Genomic DNA, 24,160 nt, shown 5'->3' with positions numbered 1-24,160 from the left:
TCTTAAATCGCCCCGATTGCTCGGAAATATGCTAAAATAGATACTACCATCTTACCACATATACATCAGAAAATCCACGCTAGAAAGGACTGCTATGCCAGACAATCTCGCGCTTCGCATGCGCCCTAAAACCATCGACCAGGTCATTGGTCAGGAACATCTGGTCGGGCCTGGAAAAATTATCCGCCGCATGGTGGAAGCCAACCGCCTGTCCTCCATGATTCTTTATGGACCTCCGGGAATCGGCAAGACCAGTATTGCCTCTGCCATCGCAGGGACGACCAAGTATACCTTTCGAACTTTCAATGCGACAGTAGATAGTAAAAAAAGACTCCAAGAAATCGCGGAAGAGGCGAAATTCTCTGGTGGTCTCGTCCTATTACTAGACGAGATTCATAGACTAGATAAAACCAAGCAAGATTTCCTCTTGCCTCTTTTGGAAAGTGGACTAGTCATCATGATTGGGGCTACAACTGAAAATCCTTTCTTTTCTGTCACTCCTGCCATTCGTAGCCGTGTTCAAATTTTTGAGTTGGAACCTCTGTCTAACCAAGACATCAAAGAGGCTCTGCAAATAGCTCTAAGTAACCCTGAGCGTGGTTTTGATTTCCAAGTAGAGCTAGATGAGGATGCACTGGATTTCATCGCGACCTCTACAAATGGAGACCTGCGTTCTGCCTTTAACTCGCTGGATTTGGCTGTTCTCTCTACCCCTGAAAATGACAAGGGGATCCGCCACATCACTCTGAATATCATGGAAAATAGCCTCCAGCGGAGCTATATTACCATGGACAAGGATGGGGACGGTCACTACGATGTCCTTTCAGCCCTACAAAAGTCCATCCGTGGCTCGGATGTCGATGCCAGTCTCCACTATGCGGCCCGCTTGATTGAGGCTGGAGATTTGCCCAGTCTCGCTCGTCGTTTGACCGTCATCGCTTATGAAGATATCGGTTTGGCCAATCCTGAAGCTCAGATTCATACTGTAACTGCTCTAGATGCTGCTCAAAAGATTGGCTTCCCAGAAGCTCGCATTCTCATTGCCAATGTCGTGATTGACTTGGCCCTCTCTCCAAAATCCAACTCAGCCTATGTGGCCATGGACAAGGCCCTTGCTGACCTCAAAACATCAGGTCATTTACCTATTCCGCGCCACCTGCGCGATGGCCACTACAGTGGAAGCAAGGAACTAGGGAATGCGCAAAACTATCTCTATCCGCACAACTATCCTGGACACTGGGTCAAACAAGACTACTTGCCAGAAAAGATTCGCAATCATAGCTACTTTTCACCAGAGGAAACTGGCAAGTACGAACGGGCCTTAGCCCAACGTAAGGAAACCATTGATAAATTAAGAAACTTGTGAAATCCTTTTCAAAAAAAATAAATTTTCCTCTTGAATTTTTTAAAAAAAGTGGTATCATATAAACATAGAAACGCTGTGGTGTACGACTTCACACTTAAGTGTTGACCGACTATTTTTTGTATTATTAGGGAAACAAAAGTCTTCTAACAGCATGTAAGCCGTCTCACACGGAAACAGCTTCAGTTAGAGCGAGTTGCCCACCTGCTTAATTGCGCGGGTTCAATACAAACCGTGAAGATTCGGCACCAATACAGCTTTTTCTTTGCCTCCTTAGCTCAGCTGGCAGAGCAGCGGACTCTTAATCCGTGGGTCACAGGTTCGATCCCTGTAGGGGGCACTAAATACAACAGGAAAAAGCCTTAATTTCAAGGCTTTTTTGCTTGTCTATAACTGATTTGCTCCATCATTTGCCCCACTTTTAAATCTATCTTTTCTTTTTGAATCAAATTACATCTTAACAAATAGTGTAAAGCCAGTTACTTTTGCTTTGATGCCATACAATATTTTCATGTAGAGAAGACAAATTTTATCTTCTCTTTTTATTTTCAAAATGATAAAAACTGAAACTTCCAAATTTTCCATTTTGTTTATTGACATTTCCTCTAAAAAGGTGTATAATATTTTTATTATCAAACTATACTATACTATATAGGGGGTATTGAAATGAAATTTTCTAATCGTTTACTGCTATTCCTTGCAGGAGTTGTTTTTGTCCTTTTAGGACTTTTCCTATTTACAAACCCAGTAGCTAATCTTGTTGCTTACAGCTGGTGGATTGCATTTGGTTTACTGGTTTCTTCTATAGCAGCTATTTTAGGCTATTTCTCTGTACCAAAAGAGCTTCGCTCACCAGCTCATCTTTTCCAAGGGATTGTTAATCTTCTCTTAGCTCTTTACCTCGTTGCCTATGGCTTTGTGACGCTGCCAGTTGTCATTCCAACTATTTTAGGAATTTGGTTAATTGTAGAAGCCATTATAGCTTTCTTTAAAGGCAATCGTCTGGGATTGATTTTCCCTATTATTGGCAACCATATCATGTGGATAGCGTTGCTTGCATTTTTACTAGGTCTAGTGATTTTGTTCAATCCAGTAGCTACAAGTGTCTTTGTCGTTTATGTCGTTGCCTTTGCATTTTTAATTGTTGGTTTCACCTATATCCTTGATGCCTTTCGTAAATAATCTAGCTGCCATTTTGGGCATATTAAAATAGCTGGGAAGTTACATTCTCAGCTTTTTCTGTTGCCTCCTTAGCTCAGTTGGTAGAGCAGTAGACTCTTAAGCTATGGGGCGCAGGTTCGAGCCCTGCAGGGGGCACATCTAAATCAACAGAAATAAGCCTTGAAACCAAGGCTTTTTTTAACGTCTAATAGCTTTTTGTAGAAAAGTATTTAAAAATAAAAGAGAAGAGAATCTCTCACTCTCTTCTCAGTATATCTTATTAAATTTAGTTTTTCTTAATCTACCTGATTTTCCTTTGCAACGACAAATTCTTTAACCAGTCGATAGATAACAGCAAATACGGGGGTAAAGAATATCATTCCAAGTAGTCCGAAAAGATTCCCTCCAATACTAGCAGCCGCAAGCGTGAAAATAGCTGGCAAACCAATAGACTGACCTACAACTCTAGGATAAATAAGGTTTCCTTCAATCAGCTGTATAACTTGATATAGAAGAAGAGAAAGTAAGGCTTGAGTAGGACTCACTGTGAAGATAAAAATCGCTCCCACAACACAAGCAATCATAGGCCCTACATAAGGAATGAACGATAGCACTCCTGCAAAGATACCTGTCATTACTCCATAGGGTATCCCAAACACGCTGTAACCAACCGCTATCATAACTCCTATGATAACTGCTTCAATCAGCTGACTCATCAAAAATTGGTCATAAGTCTCTAGTGCTACTTGTCCAATGTAAGTCAACTTTATCACCACCTTCTCTGGAAGAAAAACTTTTAGAAGTCGACTCGTCATCGCTGCCAAATGTTCCTTACTGGATAAAAATAAAAAGGTGAAGACTATAATCAAAAAGGCATTCATCAAACTTGAAAAAATATTGCCGATATTACTAGTCAGACCTGATAAAAAACCTATCAAAGCTTGGCTAATAGAACTAGATTGTCCCTGTATGCCTGATACGATAGTTGACAACATGTCTTTGGTTACAAATTCCGAGCTGCCTAGCAATTTCCCAAGTTGAGTAAGGACTGTTGAAAGGACTGTTCCCAGCTGACTAATAGTCTGGGCTAGGGTTGGCAGCACCAAAACCAAAAGAGCAATCACGATTAAGATAAGAGCTAGGAAAACAAGTACCATGGCAATCGGACGACGCAACTCTGCCTTTACCTTCAATTTAACTAAGTACTGTTCAATTTTTTTCATAGGAACATTAAGCACAAAAGCAATAACAGCACCATAAATCAAGGTTGATATTACATCAAAGAGAGAGATTGCTCCTGATATAAAGCTCGATGCATTCAGAATTACAAGAGCAACCAGCCCTATAAAAAGTATTAACGGGGTGTATTTTTTTACTAAGTTCATAAATTCTCCTTAATAAACATGTTTAGATACGACTATACTATTTGGTTTTTCAAACTCTCGATTAAGGTAGGCTTGGTAAGTTCCTGGAGCGATAAATCCTTTGGGTGAGAGGATATCGGTGCCAGCCTGACCGACTATGGTATCAGCCAAGAGCACACAGTTTGTGGACAAGACAAAGTAGGATTTAAACTTAGATTTGATAAATTTATAAAGTTCCCCATCCGTCTCATGTCTGATTTTATAAGCGTAGGTGTAGTCTTCCTTACCATCTTCCGTTTTAATTTTATCTGCGCTTGGCTCCCAAGGAATCGTTAGTTGTTTTAATTCAGCTAATTTTTCCTGAACCGCTTCTTCCATTTCCGGTGTCAAATCTATTCCGTAACCAAAAAGCGTTTTTTGACTCTCACGTTTACATAGATCGATGTACTTATCGCGGTCACAAAAATATAAGACACCATCTCCTATCATACCAAATAAGGTCTCAGATGACGGATCATAGTTGCCATAAGAAATAACACGACCCTGATAGCAGATATCCACATGACCAATAGCTGAAAACAGGGAGGTCTCAGCTGTATGAACAAAAATTTCAAGCTCTGCTGTCTTACCAGACTTCACTATTCCAAGATGGATATCTTCTTCCTCATCAGCATTTTCTAGCATAAATTTGTTAACTTTTGCTAAAGTTCTTGCAGGGATGAGAGCGGCTAGGACAATAGGTAAGCTAATTCTAATACGACGTTTGAGATGGTTTTTCCCAATTTCCCCTTCAAATAAGAAACCGTCACGGATATTGGACAGACCATAAAGGAAAAAATAAGCCCCTAAAACAAAGAGTTGAAAGACAGAATTTCCCGTAGAGGACAAAAGACTAGTCCCACCAAGAAAAACTAGTACGAGACCATCTAGTAAGAAACGAAAACGAGGTCGAATTTTGTTTTTGCGGTAGAGAACATAGGTGACAAGGTTGATACTAGCATGAAAAATCTGATAAATTCCAATCACAAGAGCCAAAATATAAATTGGCACATCAGTAGCAAGATTCGAGCCTAGCAAATATCCCATCACTAACAATTTAACCAGTGCAACTCCCAAGGTGTCCGTTGACTGACTTTTTTTGAAAATACGTAATACTAAATCTAAGACCGTTGCTATCCAATCTAAAAACAGAACCAGTCGAATAACCGTCACTGGCAACCAAGTTCCCGTGACCATCAAGATAAGACCTAGCAGAACAAACAAGAAACCCTGAACAAGTAATTTCTTACCTGTCAGACCTAAAGAAAGAATTTTTTCCATAAAAGACCTTTCAAAAATAATAATTAAGCCCTTTGATCAAATTGACTGGTAAATAGCTGACGGCACAAACAGCCTGTGCCAGCAAGACATGGCGACTGACTGTAGCAATGTCACCATCTTGTCTTTTGCACTTCTGAAATTTGTTTTATTGATTCGAAAACAAAGCTAATAAAAATTAACTAAACTTGAGAGATAAGTACAATTGAGACGAAAAAATGTGTAACCAATACTACTTGTAAAGGTAAGAAAGTATTATTTCTATTCTATTAATGATTTATATACTATCTATTGTGACACAATACTCACTATAATTCAACATTTTACTAATTAAAAATTATAAAATAAGTTTCAAGTCCTCATAACGCTTTGAAAAGAACAAAAAAACGGAATGAAATAACATATAATTAGATTATGAAACAAAGTTTACTAGGCACAAACTAAGATATGTTTAATCAAGCAGAGAGGGGAGATTCTGTTTCTTTAAAACAAGTTTATCCTCCCATTTGATTATGAACTTTCTTACCAAACATCTCTAATCTGATGACACTCTTCAAAAAATTTTTTTTAATTTAAAACAAAAGTCTTGCTTTTCTTTTTATTTGTGCTATACTTGTTCTTGTATCAGATACAAGTTATCTAAAGGAGTTTATATGGATACGAAATTTTCAGTAGCCTTGCACATCCTAACCATGATTAGTGAAAGCAAGGATACCTTAAGTTCACAAGCACTGGCTGAGAGCGTCGGGACCAACGCTAGTTACATTCGAAAGGTGATTGCCTTATTGAAAAATGCAGATTTGATTCATTCCCAGCAAGGAAAAACAGGTTATCAACTCAGTAAGTCTCCAAAGAAAATGACTTTACTAGAGATCTACTATGCTACTCAAGAAATCAATCACATTAGTTTATTCCCTGTTCATCAAAATAGCAATCCTGATTGCCCTGTTGGAAAACATATCCAAGGAGCAGTTTCACCGCTTTTCGCTAGTGCCGAATCTCAATTAGAGAAGGAATTAGCAAATCAAACTTTAGAAGATGTCATTGACAATCTATATAAACAAGCCAAACAAGTCCGAAACTGATTTGATAGCAAGTCAGTTTTTACTGGAGACAACATGAACTTGTATCAAATACAAGTCTATTGAATTATATTAAAAAAGAAAAGAGAAAACACATGAAAGTTGCACAACACACTACTTATAACAAAAACAATATCACACTGAACATCACAGAAATCGCTAAACCAAGTATTACAGACAAAGAAGTTTTAGTTAAAGTCACCGCAGCCGGCGTTAATCCTCTCGATAATATGATCTCTCGTGGTGAGGTTAAGATGATTGTTCCATACAAACTTCCTCAAACTGCAGGTAACGAAGTGGTTGGAATCGTTGAAAGCATTGGCAAGAAAGTTAACAACTTTCAGGTAGGAGATCGTGTCTTTGGACGTCTGCCACTTGATCATATCGGCGCCTTTGCAGAATACGTAGCTGTCGATAGCCAAGCCTTAGCCAAAGTTCCAGACTATCTATCAGACGAGGAAGCTGCTGCTGTTCCTCTTACTGCCTTGACCATTATGCAGGCTCTTGACCTCATGGGCGCTCAAGCTGGGAAAACGATCTTTATTTCTGGTGGGACTGGAGGAGTTGGTGGAATGGCCATTCCGATTGCCAAAGCAAAAGGTTTGAAAGTCATTACCAACGGTTCTGGAGATAGTGCAGAGCGTGTCTTGAAACTAGGAGCAGATAGATTTATCGATTACAAAACAGAGGATTATACAAAAACTGTTAGCCAGGTGGATTATGTCCTCGATACTCTCGGTGGAGCTGAAACTGAAAAACAAATGTCTATCATGAAAAAAGGTGGTCATCTTGTTTCACTTCGTGCCATGCCAAACGCTGCCTTTGCCAAACGCATGAACCTACCAAAATGGAAACAGATGATTCTTGGCTTGGCAGGTCGCAAATTTGATAAGATGGCGGAAAAATATGGTGTCCACTACCATTTTATCTTTGTAGAAAGCAATGGCGCTCAATTACAAGAGGTAGCTGACCTCTTTAGTAAATTAGAAATCAAACCATCTATCGATACAGTTTATCCCTTTGAAGAGGTAAATAGCGCCTTAGACAAAGTCGCTAATGGTCGCTCTCGTGGTAAAACAGTCCTCAGCTTTAAGAAATAAAAAGGAAAACACAATGTCATATCTTACAACTAAAAATCAATACATCACGGTCGACGGGAACAAAATCGCTTATCGCGAACTTAGTAAAGGCAAATCAAAACTACCTCTTCTGATGCTGGTCCATTTGGCAGCAACTCTCGATAACTGGGATCCTAAACTCTTAGACTTGATTGCTGAAAAGCACCATGTCATTGTAGTCGATCTTCCTGGAGTAGGAGCCAGTCAGGGCAAAGTTGCTCCGACTATTCCTGGAATGGCTGAGCAGACAATTGACTTTGTAAAAGCGCTTGGTTACGATAAAATCAATCTTCTTGGCCTTTCTATGGGAGGTATGATTGCCCAAGAAATCATCCGAATCAAGCCTACTCTAGTGAACCGTTTGATTTTGGCTGGAACAGGACCTCGAGGTGGAAAAGAGGTCGATAAGGTCACAGGGAAAACCTTTAGTTATATGTTTAAAGCTGGACTCGAGCGCATCGATCCTAAACGCTATATCTTCTATAATCATGATGATCAAGGGAGAATTGAAGCCTTGAAAGTCCTAGGACGAATGGGTATGAGAACAAAGGAATTTGCGGATAAAGATATGAACCTATCAGGATTCCTAACTCAACTCAAAGCTATTAAACGTTGGGGGAAAGATTCGCAAGACGACCTAAAATTTATCATCCAACCAACCTTAATCGTCAACGGGGACAAGGATATGCAGGTTCCAACGGAAAATTCTTACGATATGCATGCAAAAATCGAAAATAGTAAGCTGATCATCTATCCAAATGCTGGTCACGGTTCGATCTTCCAATATGCAGAGGAGTTTTCAAAAAAAGTCATTGCTTTCTTGGAGGACTAAGATGGTCAAAACTATTCTGATTACAGGTGCTACTGACGGTATCGGTAAACATTTGGCAAAGAAATTGGCTAGTGAAGGGCATCATGTCATCCTCCATGGTCGAAATCCTCAAAAACTTGAGCTGGCGCTTCAAGAGGTTAGGACCGTTTCCTTGAGAGGCAGAGTTTCTAGCTACCTTGCAGATTTTTCAAAATTAGATGATGTTTATCGATTTGTAGAGGAAATCAAGAGAGAATTTCAAAGTATTGATGTCTTGTTTAACAATGCAGGCCTTTATGCTGGAAAAGAACGAAAAGCGAGTGCTGAAAATGTCGAGTTGACCTTTATGTTATCTGTTCTGGTTCCCTATATTTTAACAACTAAGCTAGGTCCCTTGTTAGAAAAAGCGTCTGACGGCCGTGTCATTAATACTTCTTCCTATATGCATCATTTTGCTAAGGTTAAGGATTTAGACTTTGGATTTGAGACGAACTACAATCCTGGTTTGGCCTACAATAATTCCAAACTTTACACTATTTGGATGACACGCTATCTAGCAAGGGATTTCTTTTTAAGAGGTTCAAATATCACCATCAATTCTTACCATCCTGGCTTAATTTCAACAAACTTAGGGAATTATTCCAGTGATGAAAAGACGAAAAAGTCTCTCTTCGGACGCTTGATGAAGTCATTTTCCAAAAATCTAGACGAGGGAATTGAAACAGGCTACTATCTTACATTATCAGAAGAAATCATTGGTTTGACTGGCTACTATTTTGATGATAAAACTGTCAAAACAGTTTCTGAAAAAGGGTATACACTTGAAAAAGCTCAAGATTTAACCAATTACTGTAATGATAAAATTAAGTTATTTAAACAGAAATATGTTGAGTTTGATTAAAAATTTAATACAAGAGGAAGACTGGACAGGAACTCAATTTCAGGAGAAAACGAAGTAAATCTTCCCACAATAAAACGCATAATATCAAGGTTGTTCAAACTGGATACTGTGCGTTTTTCAGATTTCAAAGACTTTTCCTAGCCACTTTTTTGCTTCTATCTCCCCTTTTTCATGATGTATTTTCGTATAGGTGTTTCAACCATTTGAACGATTTCAAATCCTTCTTTTTGATAGAGGTGCTTGGCTACTTGATTTGCCTCGAAGACATTTAGAGAGATACTGTCTATATCTCTATTTTCAAATGCTAAACTAACAAATTTCCTTAAAGCCTGGCTACCTAAGCCTTGCCCCTGTTTCTGAGGATTGATAAAAAATCTTCCAATATGAAGATTGCTGTCTTCTTGCCTGATTTTCTGGATAAGCCCCACAAACTCTTGTCCTTCAAAGATTGAAAAGATTCCTTCCAAGTCTTGAAAGACTTGAATTGTCAAGGGGAAAGGAATCATTGGTCCCATCCATTGTTCTTGAAAGGATTTTCCAAGGGAGTTGGACCATTGGCATACGAGCTGAGCGTTTTCTGTGCTCATCTTTTCTTCAAAACGAATTGTCATCTTGACCTCACTATCTTGTCTATGTTTCTTTATTATACTACTTCTACTATTTTTTACGAATAGATAAGTATGATTGATATTTATTTTTTTCTTGTCGGGAGCATTCTCGCTTCCTTTCTTGGTTTGCTCATCGACCGTTTTCCTGAGCAATCCATTATCCAACCTGCTAGTCACTGCGATTCCTGTCAGACTCGCTTGCGTCCCTTAGATTTGATTCCAATTCTCTCGCAGGTCTTCAATCGCTTTCGCTGTCGTTACTGCAAGGCTACTTATCCAGTCTGGTATGCCCTCTTTGAATTAGTCTTAGGGCTCATTTTTCTGCTTTACTATTGGGGATTACTTTCCTTGGGACAAGTCATTCTAATCACTGCTGGTTTGACCTTGGGCATCTACGACTTTCGCCATCAGGAATATCCCTTACTGGTCTGGATGACTTTCCACCTAATCCTCATGGCCTGCTCTGGTTGGAATCTAGTCATGGTCTTCTTCCTTATCCTTGGAATGTTGGCTCATTTTATCGATATTCGCATGGGAGCAGGGGATTTTCTCTTTTTAGCTTCTTGCGCTCTCATCTTTAGCGTGACTGAACTACTGATCTTGATTCAGTTCGCTTCTGCGACGGGCATTCTAGCCTTTCTCCTACAAAAGAAAAAGGAAAGACTTCCTTTTGTGCCTTTCCTCTTACTTGCTGCTTGTTTGATTATTTTTGGTAAGCTACTGCTTGTTTGATAAAGTCCTCAATCGGCTCTCCTTGGTGGAGAGCTTTTACAATTTTCGAACCGACGATAACGCCATCTGACACCGCATTGAAGCGTTCGACATCGTCTTGACTAGATACACCAAAACCTGTCAAGACTGGGATGTCAGCTACTTGATGCAATTGTGCTAAGTGCTTGTCCAAGTCTACACGGTAATTTCCTGACTTCCCTGTCACCCCATTGATGGCAACGGCATAGACAAAGCCTTCAGCTCCCTTGATCAACTCTTTTTGACGCTCGATCCCTGTTGTCAAGCTAACTAGGGGAATCAAGGCGATATCTGTGTCTACCAAAAAGGGCTCTACAAAGTTGGCATGCTCATGAGGCAGGTCTGGGATAATCAATCCTTTAACCGCTGTATCTGCCAAATCTTTGACAAATTTCTCCACACCGTACTGAAAGAGCGGGTTGAAGTAGGTCATGATGACCAGTGGTACCTCAGTCTGAATGGTTTTCAAGGTTTCAACCAAAGCCTGGGTAGAAGTCCCATGAGCTAGACTACGTAAGCCTGCTTCTTCGATCACAGGTCCATCTGCAACAGGGTCTGAAAAGGGAATACCCACTTCAATAGCTGAAACACCCAAATCTTCTAAAAAGTGGATTGTTTCAGCGAGACCAACCAAACCTTTCTCATGGTCTCCAGCCATGATATAGGGAACAAAAATTCCTTTTCCAGCTGCTTTGATAGCGTTCAATTTTTCTGTTAGTGTCTTAGGCATGGGCTTCTCCCTTCTTTGCTGCATCTGCTTCCAAGCGGTCTTTGACTTGAACCACATCCTTGTCCCCACGTCCAGATAGGCAGACAATCATCGACTTGTCTGGTCCAAGTTCTTTGGCCAATTTCACTGCGAAGGCAATGGCATGGCTAGATTCCAAGGCTGGGATAATTCCTTCCACACGAGACAAGAGTTGGAATCCTTCCAAAGCTTCCTCGTCTGTCACAGGAACATAGCTGGCACGTTTGATATCGTGGTAGTGAGAATGTTCTGGACCGATACCAGGATAGTCCAATCCTGCTGAGATAGAGAAGGCTTCAAGAATTTGACCATGAGCATCTTGGAGCACATCCATGAGGGAACCATGGAGGACACCTGGACGACCCTTGGTTAAGGTCGCTGCGTGGTGCTCCGTGTCCACACCAAGTCCTGCTGCTTCAGCCCCATACATAGCTACTGACTCATCTTCTACAAATGGATGGAAGAGACCGATAGCATTAGAACCACCACCAACACAGGCTACTAGGGCATCTGGCAGATCTTGACCTGTCATATCGCGATACTGTTGTTTAGCTTCTCGACCAATGACACTTTGGAAATCACGAACAATTTCTGGGAATGGATGAGGCCCCAAGGCAGAACCAAGAATATAGTGGGTATCATCGATATTAGCTACCCATGAACGAAGGGCTGCATTGACCGCATCCTTGAGCACGCGCGAACCATCAGTCACAGCCTCAACCTTGGCTCCCAAAAGCTCCATACGGAAGACATTAAGGGCTTGGCGTTTAACATCTTCCTCACCCATGTAGATGGTACATTCCATGTTAAAGAGGGCTGCAGCTGTTGCAGTTGCCACACCGTGCTGACCAGCACCAGTTTCAGCGATAATTTTCTTTTTACCCATGCGTTTAGCCAGAAGAACCTGTCCCAAGGCATTATTAATCTTGTGAGCCCCTGTATGGTTGAGGTCTTCCCGTTTGAGGTAAATCTTGGCTCCTCCGATATGCTGGGTCAAGTTTTTTGCGTAGTAAAGGGGAGTTTCACGTCCTACATACTGGCGTAAGAGCTGGTTTAATTCCTCTTGGAAACTTGGGTCTGCCTGACTTTCACGGTAGGCTTTTTCCAACTCCAAAACTGCTGTCATCAATGTTTCTGGGACGAAACGTCCGCCGAATTTTCCGTAAAATCCATCTTTATTTGGTTCTTGATATGCCATGCTTTACCCTCTCTATAAATCTTCTAATCTTTTCATGATCTTTCTGTCCATCTGTCTCCACTCCACTCGATACATCTACTGCATAGGGAGTAAAGTGTTGAATTGCTTTTGCTACATTGTCTTCCTTAAGCCCACCAGCGATAAAGAAAGGCTGGGCTAGTCCAGACGTATCCAGTTGGCCCCAGTCAAAGGTCTGACCACTCCCAGCCACAGGGGCATCAAAGAGTAGATAGTCTGCCCGAGAATGAGGCACATGACCATTTCCATCCACCTGCACAGCCTGAATGCTGGCACAAGGCAGATCCTCAAACAAATCATCTGCTACCTGACCATGAAGTTGAACCAAGTCCAAACCAACTTTTTCAATCGCTTCTAGCAGTTCTGCCCGACTTGGTGAAACAAATACACCAACCTTTTTAACGTTGACAGGAATGAGCTTTGCCAGCTCAGCAGCCTGTTCCAAGGTCACCTGCCTTTTACTAGGTGCGAAGACAAAACCAATGTAGTCGGTCCCTGCTGATACGGCTGTCTCTACCGCTTCTTTGGACGATAGTCCACAAATCTTAACCTTTGTCAATCTGCAACTCCTTGATTCTTTGAGCCACATCCTCTGCCTGCATAAGAGCTGTCCCTACCAAAATTCCGTTAAAGTATGGTGCAACGCGTTTTGCATCCTTCCCTGTGAAAATAGCAGATTCAGAAATGTAATAACGATCTTCCTTAAAGTGCTGGGCCAAGTCTACACTGGTTTGTAAGTCGACCTCAAAGGTCGTCAAGTTGCGGTTATTAACCCCAATAATCTCAGCACCAAGCCTGTGGACCACTTCTAGTTCAGCTAGATTGTGAGTTTCTACCAAGACTTCCAGACCAAGCTCTGTCGCATAGTCATAAAGTTCCTTGAGGCGTTCTTCTGACAAAGCAGCCACGATGAGCAGGATAACTGTCGCGCCGGCATTGCGAGCACGGATGATTTGCTTTTCGTCGATGATAAAGTCCTTGTTGAGCGTTGGAATGTTTACCTGACTAGAAATCTCCCGCAGATAATCCAAATGCCCTTTAAAGAAAACCTCATCTGTCAAAACCGAAATCATCACTGCGCCGTTCGCTTCATAAGTCTGGGCCTGTTGCACAATATCCACATTGAGATTGATATCTCCCAGACTAGGGCTAGCCTTCTTGACCTCAGCGATTACCTGCAAACGGTCACGATGATTCTTCAAAAATTCTGCTAAGCGATAGGTCTGGCGCAAGGGCTGGACTTCCTCCAGCTCCATCTGCTCGACTTCATGCGCCTTCTGCTCTAAAATTCGTGCTAAAAATTCCTGACTCATTTTTGGTACTCCTGTAACAGTCTGAGTTTTTCAAGTGCCTTGCCACTAGCAATCACTTGACGGGCCAAGACAACTCCTTCCTTGATACTAGCTACCTTACCATTAGCATAGAAACCAAGACCTGCATTCAAGACTGTCGTTTCCAAGAATGGACTTGGTTCGTTATGAAGAACGCTGAGCAAAATTTCTGCATTTTCCTGAGCATTCCCTCCACGAATATCTTCGATAGCGTAACGTTTCATCCCCAAATCCTCTGGAGTGAAGCTTGACAAGGTGATTTCGCCATTTTCAAGAAGAGCAATCTTGGTTGTTCCGTTCAAGCCAGCTTCATCAAGACCTTCTGGTCCAGCAACCACAACGGCACGTTTTCGACCCATATTTTTCAAAACTTGAGCTGTGCTTTCTAGAAGTTCTGGACGACTAATACCAAGCAACTGTGTTTCCAAGGCCATTGGGTGAATCAGTGGACCAGTCAAGTTCATAATCGTTGGAATTCCTAGTTCCAAACGAGCGGGCATGATGTACTTCATAGCTGGGTGCATATTTTTAGCAAAGAGAAAGACGATTCCAGTTTTATCGAAAACCTTACCTAGTTCAGCTGGTTTGAGGTCAAGATTGATGCCCAATGCTTGAAGGACATCTGCCGAACCCGATTTAGAAGAAATCGAACGGTTTCCGTGCTTGGCCATGTGAACACCGCCACCAGCCAAGACAAAGGCTGCAGTTGTCGAAATGTTAAAGCTGAAGGACTTGTCCCCACCTGTACCACAGTTGTCCATAGCATCATGAATTTCAGTTGGAATGTGTTGGGCATGCCCTCTCATGACTTGTGCAATGGCTGTGCGTTCTTCCGGTGTTTCCCCCTTCATCTTAAGGGCCAAGAGGAGAGAAGCAATCTGCGCTTCGGTTACACGCCCAGTTACGATACGCTCAATGACATCCGTCATTTCCACACCTGATAAATGTTCAAATTTTGCTAATTTTTCAATAATCTCTTTCATCCTAGTTTCCTCACTTTACAACCTTCTCGATAAAATTCCGAATAGAAGACAAGCCATCTGGCGTTCCGATACTTTCTGGATGGTATTGGAAGCCATAAATCGGCAGGCTTTTGTGTTGAATTCCCATAATAGCTTGGTCATCAGTCGAACGAGCTGTAACTTCAAAGCCTTCTGGCATTTCTTCAATCAAAATACTGTGATAACGCATGACTGGACGACCATCCTCGATGCCTTGATAGAGAACAGATGGCGCTTCAAAGCTGATATGGCTCTGTTTCCCATGCATGACCTTTGGAGCCAAACCTAACTTCCCACCAAAGACTTCTGCGATGGCTTGGTGCCCCAAACAAATCCCTAGAATCGGCTTCTTACCTGCAAAGTCACGAATCATGTCTTCCATCTTTCCAGCATCAACCGGCCAACCAGGACCGGGAGAAAAGACCAGACCATCTGCTTTTTCAGCTTCTTCATACAGCTTGGGATCATCATTTCTCAAGACCTGCACTTCTGCAAAATTCCCAATGTACTGCGCCAAGTTATAGGTAAAAGAATCATAGTTATCAATCAATAAAATCATGGTCTTAGTTCTCCAATTCTAGTCATAGATTTAGCTTTATTAATGGTTTCTTGGTATTCGTTTTGGGCGATGGAGTCATAGACAATCCCTGCCCCAGCCTGTACATAGGCTGTTTGATCTTTGAGAATCATAGTTCGGATGGCAATGGCGAAATCCATATCACCCGTCGCAGACAAGTAGCCGATTGCTCCCGCGTATACACCACGTTTTTCTGTTTCCAGTTCATAGATCCGTCTCATAGCTCGAATCTTTGGAGCTCCTGACACTGTTCCAGCTGGAAGTGTAGCTTTCAAGGCATCCATGGCAGTGAGTTCTGGAAGCAAACGTCCCTTGACCACGCTGGTCAAATGCATGACATAACGGAAGAGCTCCACTTCCATATACTTGGTGACTTGGACACTTGCCGTTTCAGCAATTCTACCGATATCGTTACGCCCTAAGTCTACTAACATTCGATGTTCTGCTGTTTCCTTCTCATCAGAAAGCAGGTCAGTCGCCAAGGCCTTGTCCTCTTCATCCGTAGCCCCTCTTGGTCGCGTACCTGCAATCGGATTGGTAGTTACGATGCTATTTTTGACAGAAACCAAACTTTCAGGACTGGCACCGATGATTTGATAATCCCCAAAATCATAAAAATAGAGGTAATTAGAAGGATTGGTCACGCGGAGATTTCTGTAGAAGTCAAATGGATTTCCAGTAACTTCTGCTGAGAAGCGCTGACTGAGTACGCATTGGAACATGTCACCATTACGAATCAAGTCGCGAGCTGTTTCGACCATTTCCTCAAACTTCTGAGGAGCGATATGCGGTTTGAAGTCCAGCGGAGATAGATCCAAATCTTCAAATTCATTTGGAGCAGGAATGCGTAATTCCTCAAGCACTTGGTTCAAGGCTTTTTCCAAATCTTCTTGACTGCGATTGCTATAAAGAGCATCCTCTATGACATGAATTTTTTCTTTCTTGTGGTCAAAAACCATGTAGCTCTCATAGACAAAGAAATGCATGTCTGGCGTTCCAATGGTATCCTCAGGGATTTGGCCAATTTCTTCATAAAGAGAAATCATATCGTAACCGACAAAGCCAATGGCTCCCCCACCAAAAGGGAGGTCTGAATGGTGCTGGCTCTTATGAGTCACTTCATAAAGGAAATCAAAGGGATCCCGATCAATCACTTGACCGTTTTGATAGAGGACCCCATTTTCAAACTTAATCTCAAAAACAGGATTATAAGCTAGGATAGAAAAACGAGCGGTTTCCTTGTCTCTCGGAATACTCTCTAAGATCACCTTGTGTTGTCCTTTTAAGCGCATATAAGCCAAGATTGGTGATAAGACATCTCCATGAATGATTCGTTCCATTGTAATTTCCCTTTCAGTTCTACTTCTAATCCGTGGCGACTGTATGAAAAATCCCCACGCAAAATAACTTGCGTGAGGACGAAATTCGCGGTGCCACCTCAATTATAGGATTTCTCCTATCTCTCATTCCTGTCTCAGAACTTTCCTATAACAGGCTGTGCGATAAAGGGCACTCCCTTGAGAATTATGTTTTCTTCTCTCGTTTCAAATGGACCCAACCTTACAGCTTTCTCTGCTTGATTCCAGCAACCACAAGCTCTCTGTGAGAGAAAAGACTGTAATTTTTCCATCTTTTATTTTTTAGCTTCTAGGTAGTCTGCAATAGCAGCTACGTCCTTGTCTCCACGACCAGAGACATTGATGATGATAATCTCATCTTTACTTAGTTTCGGTGCACGTTTAACCGCTTCTGCGATGGCGTGCGAACTTTCAATCGCTGGGATAATCCCTTCTGTCTTACTAAGAAGGAGCAAGGCTTGAACAGCTTCTTCATCTGTCGCTGCTACGTATTCTACGCGGCCTGAATCTTTAAAGTAGGCGTGTTCTGGGCCAACCCCTGGATAGTCCAAACCAGCTGAGATAGAGTAAACTGGCGCTAGCTCTCCATCTTCCTTAAAGACTGCATAAGTCTTCATACCGTCGACAATTCCGACACTACCTTTTGTCATAGTGGCTGCGTGCTTGTCTGTGTCAAGTCCGTGACCGGCAGCTTCGACCCCAACCAATTTGACTTCTTCATCAGCCACATACTGTGAAAAAGCACCGATAGCATTAGAACCACCACCTACACAGGCAATGACGTAATCTGGCAAGCGTCCTTCTTTTTCCAAGATTTGACGACGTGATTCTTCACTAATCACTTTTTGGAACTCATGAACAATAGTTGGATAAGGGTGAGGCCCCACAGCAGATCCCAAAACGTAGAAGGCTTCAAGGTCATTCATCCATGCTCCAAAGGCTGCATCGACCGCATCCTTGAGGGTACGAGTGCCTGTTTCAACTGCGTGAACGGTCGCTCCCATCATCTCCATACGGAAAACATTGAGACGTTGACGCTCCACATCCTCTGCCCCCATATAGACATCACAGGCCATACCAAACTTGGCTGCAGCTGCTGCTGTCGCAACACCGTGCTGACCAGCTCCTGTTTCTGCAATCACTCGCTTTTTGCCCATACGTTTGGCAAGAAGAATTTGACCTAAAACGTTGTTGAGCTTGTGAGAACCAAGGTGGTTAAGGTCTTCGCGCTTGAGATAAATCTTAGCCCCACCTAAGTGATCTGTCAAACTTTCCGCAAAATAAAGCGGTGTTTCACGACCAGAATAATCCTTCAAGTAATGGCGAAATTCTGCCAAAAATTCTGGATCATCCTTGTACTTGTCAAAAGTCACTTCTAACTCATCCAACAAAGCCTGAATTGGCTCCGGTACAAAACTACCACCAAATTGTCCAAAATATCCTTTAGTTGTCATAAAATTTTCCTCTTTCAGTATTGATTTCAAGATATGAAAAAGCCCACACACAGATTGGATTCTGTGTGAGGGCGTTGGTAACGCGGTGCCACCTCAATTATAAAGGGACTATTCCCCTTTACATCTCTGTCTTGTCTAACAACAAGTTGCACTGTAAGGTGTGCGCACCGAATTTTCATTGTTTCAAATTCATTTTTAAAATCAGCCCACTTTCACTACTTCCAACCACCTGTTCACAATCACCACAGGCTCCCTGAAGATCAAAAATAGTTACTTTTCTGATTTGTTGAGAATATTATATGCTATTGTCCGCTTTTTGTCAAGATTTTTTATTATTTTTTTCCAGAACCGAGGATTTCTTCAGAAATTCTCACCAAAGTCTGAACGATGTAATCAACTTCTTCATCGCTTAATTTTGTATGAAGAGGAAGCGTAATTTCATTTTCAAAGAAGGCATAGGCTCTTGGATAATCTGCCATATCGAAACCAAGATTCTTATAGGCTGTCAGGAGAGGAAGCGGTTTATAGTGTACATTACTTGCAATTCCTGCTTTGGCCAATTCTTGGATGATGTGGTTGCGTTCTTCTAAACTTGCTCCTTCTACATGGGTGATGTAGAGGTGGCGTGAAGATTCGACACTATCAGTCTTGTGTGCCAATGGACGGATGCGAGAACCTGCAAAACCACGATCATAGCGGTCCACGATGTCCTTACGACGTTCTAGCAAAGCTGGGTAACGGTCCAATTGTACCAAACCAATCGAAGCCATGATATCGGTCATATTGCACTTGTAGGCTGGTGTGACGATATCGTACTCCCATGAACCCAATTGCATCTTGGCAAGAGCATCCTTTGTTTGACCGTGAAGGGAAAGGATTTGGAACTCCTTGTACATCTCTTCGTCATCAATCGCTGGATTGGCTTTCCAAGTCGCACTTCCTCCCTCAGCCGTTGTAAAGTTCTTAACGGCGTGGAATGAGAAGGAAGTAAAGTCAGCGATAGATCCAGCTGGTTGTCCTTTATAAGTAGATCCCAAAGCATGGGCACTATCTGAGACAATTACGATACGGTTAAAGGCTTTTTGCCACTTGCTAGCAGCTGTAAAGAGGTCCCGTTTCTTCTCCACCACTTGGAGCAAACGATCATAGTCGCAAACAATCCCTGCAAGCTCAACCGGAATAATCACCTTAGTCTTTTCAGTGATGGCTTGCTCAAGCAAGTCATAGTCCATCTCAAACGTATCTGCTTGAATATCCACCATGACAGGTGTCGCTCCTACGTGTGTGATAACACTACATGAAGCTGTATAAGTCATAGCTGGAACGATGACTTCATCCCCAGGTCCCACTTCCAACACACGCAAAATCAACTCAAGAGCGGCTGTCGCAGAGTTGAGGCAGACAGTCTTAGGTGTCTGTGTGTATTGAGACAAGCGGCGCTCCAGTTCTTTTGTCTTCGGACCTGTTGTGATCCAACCAGAACGCAGGGTATCCGCTACTTCAGCAATTTCAGCTTCGGTAATATCGGGAGGTGAAAATGGAATATTGTAATTTGGCATTGATTTGCTCCTTTTATCTGTACTCATTTTCTCATGACTACTTTATTTTAGTACTTCAAACACGGTTTGAAACATGATTTTGATGTCTCCAAGGAAACTAAACTCTCGGAGATAGGCGAGATTATAGCGCATCTTTTCAGGAAGGACATGTTCGACATAGGCCTGGTCAACCGACAGACCTTTCTCTGTCATCTGACTGATGATGGTGTCCTCATCCTTGTAGTTGATACTGGCTGGAGAGGTGATTCCTGCTGGCAAGAGCAAGGTCGCCATCATTTCAGGACTATACTGCTCTGTGTAACGTGGCACTTCAGGACGGGTCCCTACAAAGGACATTTCGCCTTTAAGGACATTGACCAGCTGAGGTAGTTCGTCCAAACGCACACGGCGGATGAAATTTCCAACCTTGGTAATGCGACTATCGTTAGCAGAAGTCACCAGACTTCCTTTTTTATCCGCATCCGTTACCATAGTACGGAACTTCCAAATCTTGAACCGACGATTATACTGGGTCACGCGCTCTTGCTTGTAAATGACAGGTCCCTTGCTATCCAACTTGATCCAAATGCTCAAGACAAGAAAGACGGGAGAGGTCAAAAGTAGCAAAAACAGGGCCAGAACCCAGTCCAGGCAACGCTTGAAAACCAGCGAACCTTTCCTTTTAGAGACAAGCTGGTAGTAAGACTTAACCTCGCTTGATTGCATTTCCACGGGTAGGTCTTCCCATTTCAGCATGCTGTTTCTCCTTTGTTTTTATTATACTATTTGTCAACATTTTTCATTATACCACAAAATGGAAAAGGCGGTGCAAGAAATCTGTGATTTGAAGAATTTCCTTCTGGTGCTCAATGAAAATCAAAGTACAGCTTTGAGGTTGCAGATAAAGCTGACATGGTTTGAAGAGATTTTCAAAGAGTATTAGGACATGGCCCCAGCCTGCAAGCTATACATTTTGTGATAGGTTCCTCCCAAGGCCAAGAGTTCCTCATGGGTTCCACTCTCGATGATACGCCCCTTGTCCAAGACGTAGATGCAGTTGGCGTCTTGGATGGTCGAAAGGCGATGAGCAATAGCAATGGTCGTCCGACCCTGTCTCATCTTAGCTAGGGAATCTTGAACCAAACTTTCTGTTTCAGAGTCAATATTGGCTGTCGCTTCATCCAAAATCAGGATTTTAGGCTGACTGGCGACAGTTCTAGCAAAGGCAAGAAGCTGGCGTTGGCCAGTAGAAAAGCTCGAACCACGCTCAGAAACAGGTGCATCATAACCCTGCGGAAGGTCCTGAATAAAGGAATCTGCATCGACAAAGGCAGCTGCAGCCTGGACCTGATCATCACTAAGATCTTGGTACATGGCGATATTGGACTTGATAGTCCCGTGATAGAGGAAGGGATCCTGTAAGACCAAACCGATGTTTTTTCTCAGCTCTTCCTGACTGTAGTTCCTGATATCCACATCATCCAAGAGAACGCGGCCTGACTGAAATTCATAAAAGCGCATGAGGACATTGATAATGGAAGATTTCCCAGAACCTGTATGACCTACAAAGGCAATGGTTTCGCCCTTGTTAACTGAAAAGGAAATATCATCCAGAATCGGATGTTTGCCATCATATGAGAAACACACATGTTCAAAACGGATATTGCCTTCTTTGACTTTAGCTTTCCCATCTTTTTGAAGAGGCTCATAGGTCGTTTCGTCAATCAAGGCAAAGACACGACCTGCAGATACCATGGACGTTTGAAGGGTTGAAAAGTTTTGCGTTACCTCAATCAGGGGATCAAAGAGACGGTTGATGTACTGGATAAAGGCATACATGGTTCCGGCCGTTATCCCGATAGACAGACCACGGTAACCAAAGTAAGCCATCAAAACGGCGTAGCCTAGGAGTTTCAGCAAACTCATGGCAGGACGCAAAAAGAGGGCATCCAAGGCTACAGATCGGTTGGCATAGACCAAGTGTTCTTGGTTGATTTCATCAAATTCTGCCTGCAGGCGCTTCTCTTGATTAAAGGCCTGGATAATCCTGATTCCCTCGATATTCTCTGCCAGCTTACTATTGATATCCGACAAGAGACTTCTGGTTTTTTCGATGATTTTCACTGACTTTTTCCGATAGAGATTGACCAAAAGGAAAATCAAGGGAAGAAAGAGCAAGACTAAAGCTGTCAAACGAAAATCCAGCACCAACATGGTATACAGGGTTGTCAGAAAGATGAAAACAGCTGAGATAAAGCTGGATAAAATTCCCGAAAACATGTCACTGATGGTCTCGGTATCATTGGTCAAACGAGAGACGATGGAACCTGCTGGCGTCTTGTCAAAATAAGACATGCCCAGTTTCTCCATATTGGCAAAGGCATCCCGACGAATATCTCTGACAATACTGTAGGAAACCCGCGCAAAGAGAAGATTGCCGATATACTGAACTAGAGTTTGTAGGATATAAAGACCATAGTAGACCAGCAAAACGGTCACAGCAAGTTGGTTGAGATTGCTGAGGTACTGGTCGATAAAGTGGGAAGCTACAAGGGGAATGACACTTTTAATGACCGTCGTCGCGAGGAGAAAACTGAGTGCCAAAAAGGTCAGGAGGCCATAGGGCTTGAGATAAGACATCAAGCGCTTCAATACAACCCATTGTTCTTTCTTATTCTGCATCTTCTTCTCCTTTCATTTCCAATTGCTGAGACTGGTAGGTTTGGGCATACCAGCCATCTAAAGCTAGCAGGTCTTCGTGTGTACCGCGTTCTATGATTTGGCCATTTTGCAGAACCAAAATCAGATCTGCATGGACAACTGCACTGAGTCGATGTGCTGTAATAATAGTTGTCTTGTCCTTGCGCGTCTCCTTGAGATTGTCGATAATCGCATACTCTGTCTTGGCATCCACGGCTGACAAGGAATCATCTAGAATCAAGATATCAGGGTCTAAAATCATAGCCCTACTCATAGCCAGACGTTGCTTTTGACCACCTGAGAGACTGACTCCCTTTTCACCGATCAGCGTATCAAATCCCTGAGGCATGTCCACAATATCTTTATAAACTTGAGCTAGCTTAGTCGCTTCCTCGACCGCTGAAAGGGGCAAATTAGGATTGCCGAAGCGGATATTGTCTAAGATAGAGGTCGCAAAGAGGAACTGGTCCTGAGGGACATAGCCCATGAGACCACGAAGGTCTGTCAGACGATAATCACGAATATCGTGATCGTTTAGATAAATAGCTCCCTTATCCACATCGTATTCACGCAAGAGGAGCTTAATCAAGGACGTTTTCCCAGAGCCTGTCTGTCCGACCAAGCCTAGGGTTTGTCCTTTTTCTAAACTAAAGTGAATATCCGTCAGTGTCTCCTCATTTTCAAAGGCAAAGCTGTCAATAGCGTACTCCAAACGTCCATTTTCAATACCGTCCAGAGGAAACTCAGGGTCTTTTACAGGTGATTCCTGAGATAAAAGTTCCTCAATCCGTTGGTAAGAAACCTTGCCTCGCTGAGTGATATTAAAGAGGAAACCAATGGCCATAAGAGGCCAGACCAGCATATCCAAGTAGCTGATAAAGGTGACCAGATTCCCAACCGTAATCTGTCCCTCCTGAACCATCAAGGAACCGACCAAAAGGGTTAAAACATAGGATGAACCAACAAACAAGAGAACCATAGGGTCAAAGAGACTATCGTATCTCATGGTTTGGAGGTTCTTTTGGAAGGTCAATTCATTTACTGCCTGAAAGGACTTCAACTCGTCCGCCTGATAACCGAAAGATTTGGTCACTTTGATACCCGATACAGACTCCTGCACCTTGTTATTGAGTTCGGAAAATGCCGCCTGTGACTCGCCAAAGGCCTTGTGGGTCTTTCTCCCTAGACGACTGGTCGCATAGGCCATGAAAGGCAAGGGAAGAATGGCAACCAGAGTCATCTGCCAAGAAATGCTAAAAAGCATGGTCAGCAAAGTCACCAGCGCCGTGATGGAAGCATCCACTGCTGACATGACTCCTCCACCTGCGAGACGAGTTAGGGCATTGATATCATTGGTGGCGTGTGCCATCAGGTCTCCCGTTCGATAGGTCTGATAAAAGGCTGGCGACATTTTTGTGAAATGCTCAAACAAGCGAGACCGCATAATCTGCCCCAGACGATAGGAAGTCCCAAGGATATACATGCGCCAAACATAGCGTAGATAGTACATACCCAAAGCTGCAAGAAGCAGATAAAGGAGGTTCAAAAGCAGGTCCTGCTGGCTTAATCGTCCCGAAGTGATGGCATCAATGACTCGCCCCATAACCATGGGAGGGATGAGATTGAGGACGGAAACCAAGACCAGGGCCACAATTCCGACTAGATAACGGCGTTTTTCTAACTTGAAAAACCACCAAAGTTTTTGAATAATGGACATAAAATCCCTTTCTGATTGCAAATTGAAACCTGAGGCCAAGACCCC

The 24,160-nt window shown here is 42.6% G+C and carries 22 protein-coding genes and 2 tRNA genes; 9 read left to right on the top strand and 15 right to left on the bottom strand.

The features are described 5' to 3' along the window. The first annotated feature begins 94 nt into the window (after positions 1–94). From A6J84_RS00835 to A6J84_RS00820, 4 genes are all read left to right on the top strand, one after another. Positions 95–1,366 carry a replication-associated recombination protein A gene (locus A6J84_RS00835; RefSeq protein WP_095725847.1) on the top strand — a complete coding sequence of 424 codons (1,272 nt, stop codon included), beginning with the start codon at positions 95–97 and terminating at the stop codon, positions 1,364–1,366. 264 nt (positions 1,367–1,630) lie between these two features. Beyond that, a tRNA-Lys gene (locus tag A6J84_RS00830) sits at positions 1,631–1,703 on the top strand. A 326-nt stretch (positions 1,704–2,029) separates the two neighbouring features. Next, a complete protein-coding gene (locus A6J84_RS00825) occupies positions 2,030–2,545 on the top strand; it encodes a DUF308 domain-containing protein (RefSeq protein WP_000672739.1) in 516 nt (171 codons plus the stop codon). Between the two features lie 62 nt (positions 2,546–2,607). Further along, positions 2,608–2,680 (top strand) — tRNA-Lys (locus A6J84_RS00820). Between the two features lie 140 nt (positions 2,681–2,820). Here the strand turns inward: A6J84_RS00820 and A6J84_RS00815 are convergent. Then, positions 2,821–3,909: an AI-2E family transporter gene (locus A6J84_RS00815; RefSeq protein WP_004193676.1), complete on the bottom strand. Its 1,089-nt coding sequence runs from the start codon at positions 3,907–3,909 to the stop codon at positions 2,821–2,823. A gap of 9 nt (positions 3,910–3,918) precedes the next feature. Next, positions 3,919–5,208: a hypothetical protein gene (locus A6J84_RS00810; RefSeq protein WP_095725846.1), complete on the bottom strand. Its 1,290-nt coding sequence runs from the start codon at positions 5,206–5,208 to the stop codon at positions 3,919–3,921. 650 nt (positions 5,209–5,858) lie between these two features. On the opposite strand from A6J84_RS00810, the gene A6J84_RS00805 reads away from it, so the two are divergent. The 4 genes from A6J84_RS00805 (at position 5,859) to A6J84_RS00790 (ending at position 9,117) form a co-directional block, all read left to right on the top strand. Next, positions 5,859–6,290 carry an Rrf2 family transcriptional regulator gene (locus tag A6J84_RS00805; protein WP_033584335.1) on the top strand — a complete coding sequence of 144 codons (432 nt, stop codon included), beginning with the start codon at positions 5,859–5,861 and terminating at the stop codon, positions 6,288–6,290. Between the two features lie 92 nt (positions 6,291–6,382). Continuing rightward, a complete protein-coding gene (locus A6J84_RS00800; protein ID WP_033584333.1) occupies positions 6,383–7,387 on the top strand; it encodes an NADP-dependent oxidoreductase in 1,005 nt (334 codons plus the stop codon). A gap of 13 nt (positions 7,388–7,400) precedes the next feature. Then, positions 7,401–8,237 (top strand): alpha/beta fold hydrolase, encoded by an 837-nt coding sequence (locus tag A6J84_RS00795; protein ID WP_033584331.1) that lies wholly within the window; start codon positions 7,401–7,403, stop codon positions 8,235–8,237. 1 nt (position 8,238) lies between these two features. Beyond that, positions 8,239–9,117: an SDR family NAD(P)-dependent oxidoreductase gene (locus A6J84_RS00790; RefSeq protein ID WP_033584329.1), complete on the top strand. Its 879-nt coding sequence runs from the start codon at positions 8,239–8,241 to the stop codon at positions 9,115–9,117. Between the two features lie 155 nt (positions 9,118–9,272). On the opposite strand, the gene A6J84_RS00785 is transcribed toward A6J84_RS00790, so the two are convergent. Continuing rightward, positions 9,273–9,728: a GNAT family N-acetyltransferase gene (locus A6J84_RS00785; RefSeq protein ID WP_049551476.1), complete on the bottom strand. Its 456-nt coding sequence runs from the start codon at positions 9,726–9,728 to the stop codon at positions 9,273–9,275. Between the two features lie 69 nt (positions 9,729–9,797). Between A6J84_RS00785 and A6J84_RS00780 the strand changes: the two genes are divergently transcribed. Next, positions 9,798–10,457, top strand: a complete 660-nt coding sequence (locus A6J84_RS00780) for a prepilin peptidase (protein WP_095725845.1) — start codon at positions 9,798–9,800, stop codon at positions 10,455–10,457. On the opposite strand, the gene trpA is transcribed toward A6J84_RS00780, so the two are convergent. The 12 genes from trpA to A6J84_RS00715 form a co-directional block, all read right to left on the bottom strand. Then, entirely contained in the window at positions 10,429–11,205 is a 777-nt protein-coding gene (trpA, locus tag A6J84_RS00775; RefSeq protein ID WP_084939880.1) for a tryptophan synthase subunit alpha, read from the bottom strand. The two genes, A6J84_RS00780 and trpA, sit on opposite strands and share 29 nt — an antisense overlap. Then, a complete protein-coding gene (gene trpB / locus A6J84_RS00770; RefSeq protein ID WP_049491302.1) occupies positions 11,198–12,421 on the bottom strand; it encodes a tryptophan synthase subunit beta in 1,224 nt (407 codons plus the stop codon). The genes trpA and trpB (A6J84_RS00770) overlap by 8 nt, the downstream gene beginning before the upstream one ends. Further along, on the bottom strand, positions 12,399–12,998 hold the full coding sequence (locus A6J84_RS00765; protein WP_193756703.1) for a phosphoribosylanthranilate isomerase: 600 nt from the start codon (positions 12,996–12,998) through the stop codon (positions 12,399–12,401). The genes trpB (A6J84_RS00770) and A6J84_RS00765 overlap by 23 nt, the downstream gene beginning before the upstream one ends. Next, complete coding sequence (gene trpC / locus A6J84_RS00760) at positions 12,985–13,752, bottom strand: indole-3-glycerol phosphate synthase TrpC (protein ID WP_095725843.1); 768 nt, start codon at positions 13,750–13,752, stop codon at positions 12,985–12,987. Before trpC ends, A6J84_RS00765 begins: the two co-directional genes overlap by 14 nt. After that, complete coding sequence (trpD, locus tag A6J84_RS00755; RefSeq protein ID WP_095725842.1) at positions 13,749–14,753, bottom strand: anthranilate phosphoribosyltransferase; 1,005 nt, start codon at positions 14,751–14,753, stop codon at positions 13,749–13,751. The genes trpC and trpD overlap by 4 nt, the downstream gene beginning before the upstream one ends. Before the next feature lie 10 nt (positions 14,754–14,763). Beyond that, positions 14,764–15,330, bottom strand: a complete 567-nt coding sequence (locus A6J84_RS00750) for an aminodeoxychorismate/anthranilate synthase component II (RefSeq protein WP_000601900.1) — start codon at positions 15,328–15,330, stop codon at positions 14,764–14,766. Continuing rightward, complete coding sequence (trpE, locus tag A6J84_RS00745; RefSeq protein ID WP_095725841.1) at positions 15,327–16,688, bottom strand: anthranilate synthase component I; 1,362 nt, start codon at positions 16,686–16,688, stop codon at positions 15,327–15,329. Before trpE ends, A6J84_RS00750 begins: the two co-directional genes overlap by 4 nt. A gap of 293 nt (positions 16,689–16,981) precedes the next feature. Further along, positions 16,982–18,160, bottom strand: a complete 1,179-nt coding sequence (trpB, locus tag A6J84_RS00740; RefSeq protein WP_045592556.1) for a tryptophan synthase subunit beta — start codon at positions 18,158–18,160, stop codon at positions 16,982–16,984. A gap of 332 nt (positions 18,161–18,492) precedes the next feature. Further along, positions 18,493–19,719, bottom strand: coding sequence for a DegT/DnrJ/EryC1/StrS family aminotransferase (locus A6J84_RS00735; protein ID WP_001134529.1), 1,227 nt, complete (start codon positions 19,717–19,719; stop codon positions 18,493–18,495). 42 nt (positions 19,720–19,761) lie between these two features. Further along, positions 19,762–20,454: a sugar transferase gene (locus A6J84_RS00730; RefSeq protein WP_000922231.1), complete on the bottom strand. Its 693-nt coding sequence runs from the start codon at positions 20,452–20,454 to the stop codon at positions 19,762–19,764. Positions 20,455–20,637: 183 nt separating this feature from the next. Then, positions 20,638–22,380: an ABC transporter ATP-binding protein gene (locus A6J84_RS00720; RefSeq protein ID WP_095725840.1), complete on the bottom strand. Its 1,743-nt coding sequence runs from the start codon at positions 22,378–22,380 to the stop codon at positions 20,638–20,640. Continuing rightward, positions 22,370–24,115 carry an ABC transporter ATP-binding protein gene (locus tag A6J84_RS00715; RefSeq protein WP_095725839.1) on the bottom strand — a complete coding sequence of 582 codons (1,746 nt, stop codon included), beginning with the start codon at positions 24,113–24,115 and terminating at the stop codon, positions 22,370–22,372. Before A6J84_RS00715 ends, A6J84_RS00720 begins: the two co-directional genes overlap by 11 nt. Between the last annotated feature and the right edge of the window lie 45 nt (positions 24,116–24,160).

Origin of the sequence: Streptococcus sp. FDAARGOS_256 (assembly GCF_002289235.2) — a bacterium.
Lineage (GTDB): Bacteria > Bacillota > Bacilli > Lactobacillales > Streptococcaceae > Streptococcus.
The sequence above is the reverse complement of the archived record's forward strand: the minus strand, read 5'-3'. Positions and strand labels throughout refer to the sequence as shown.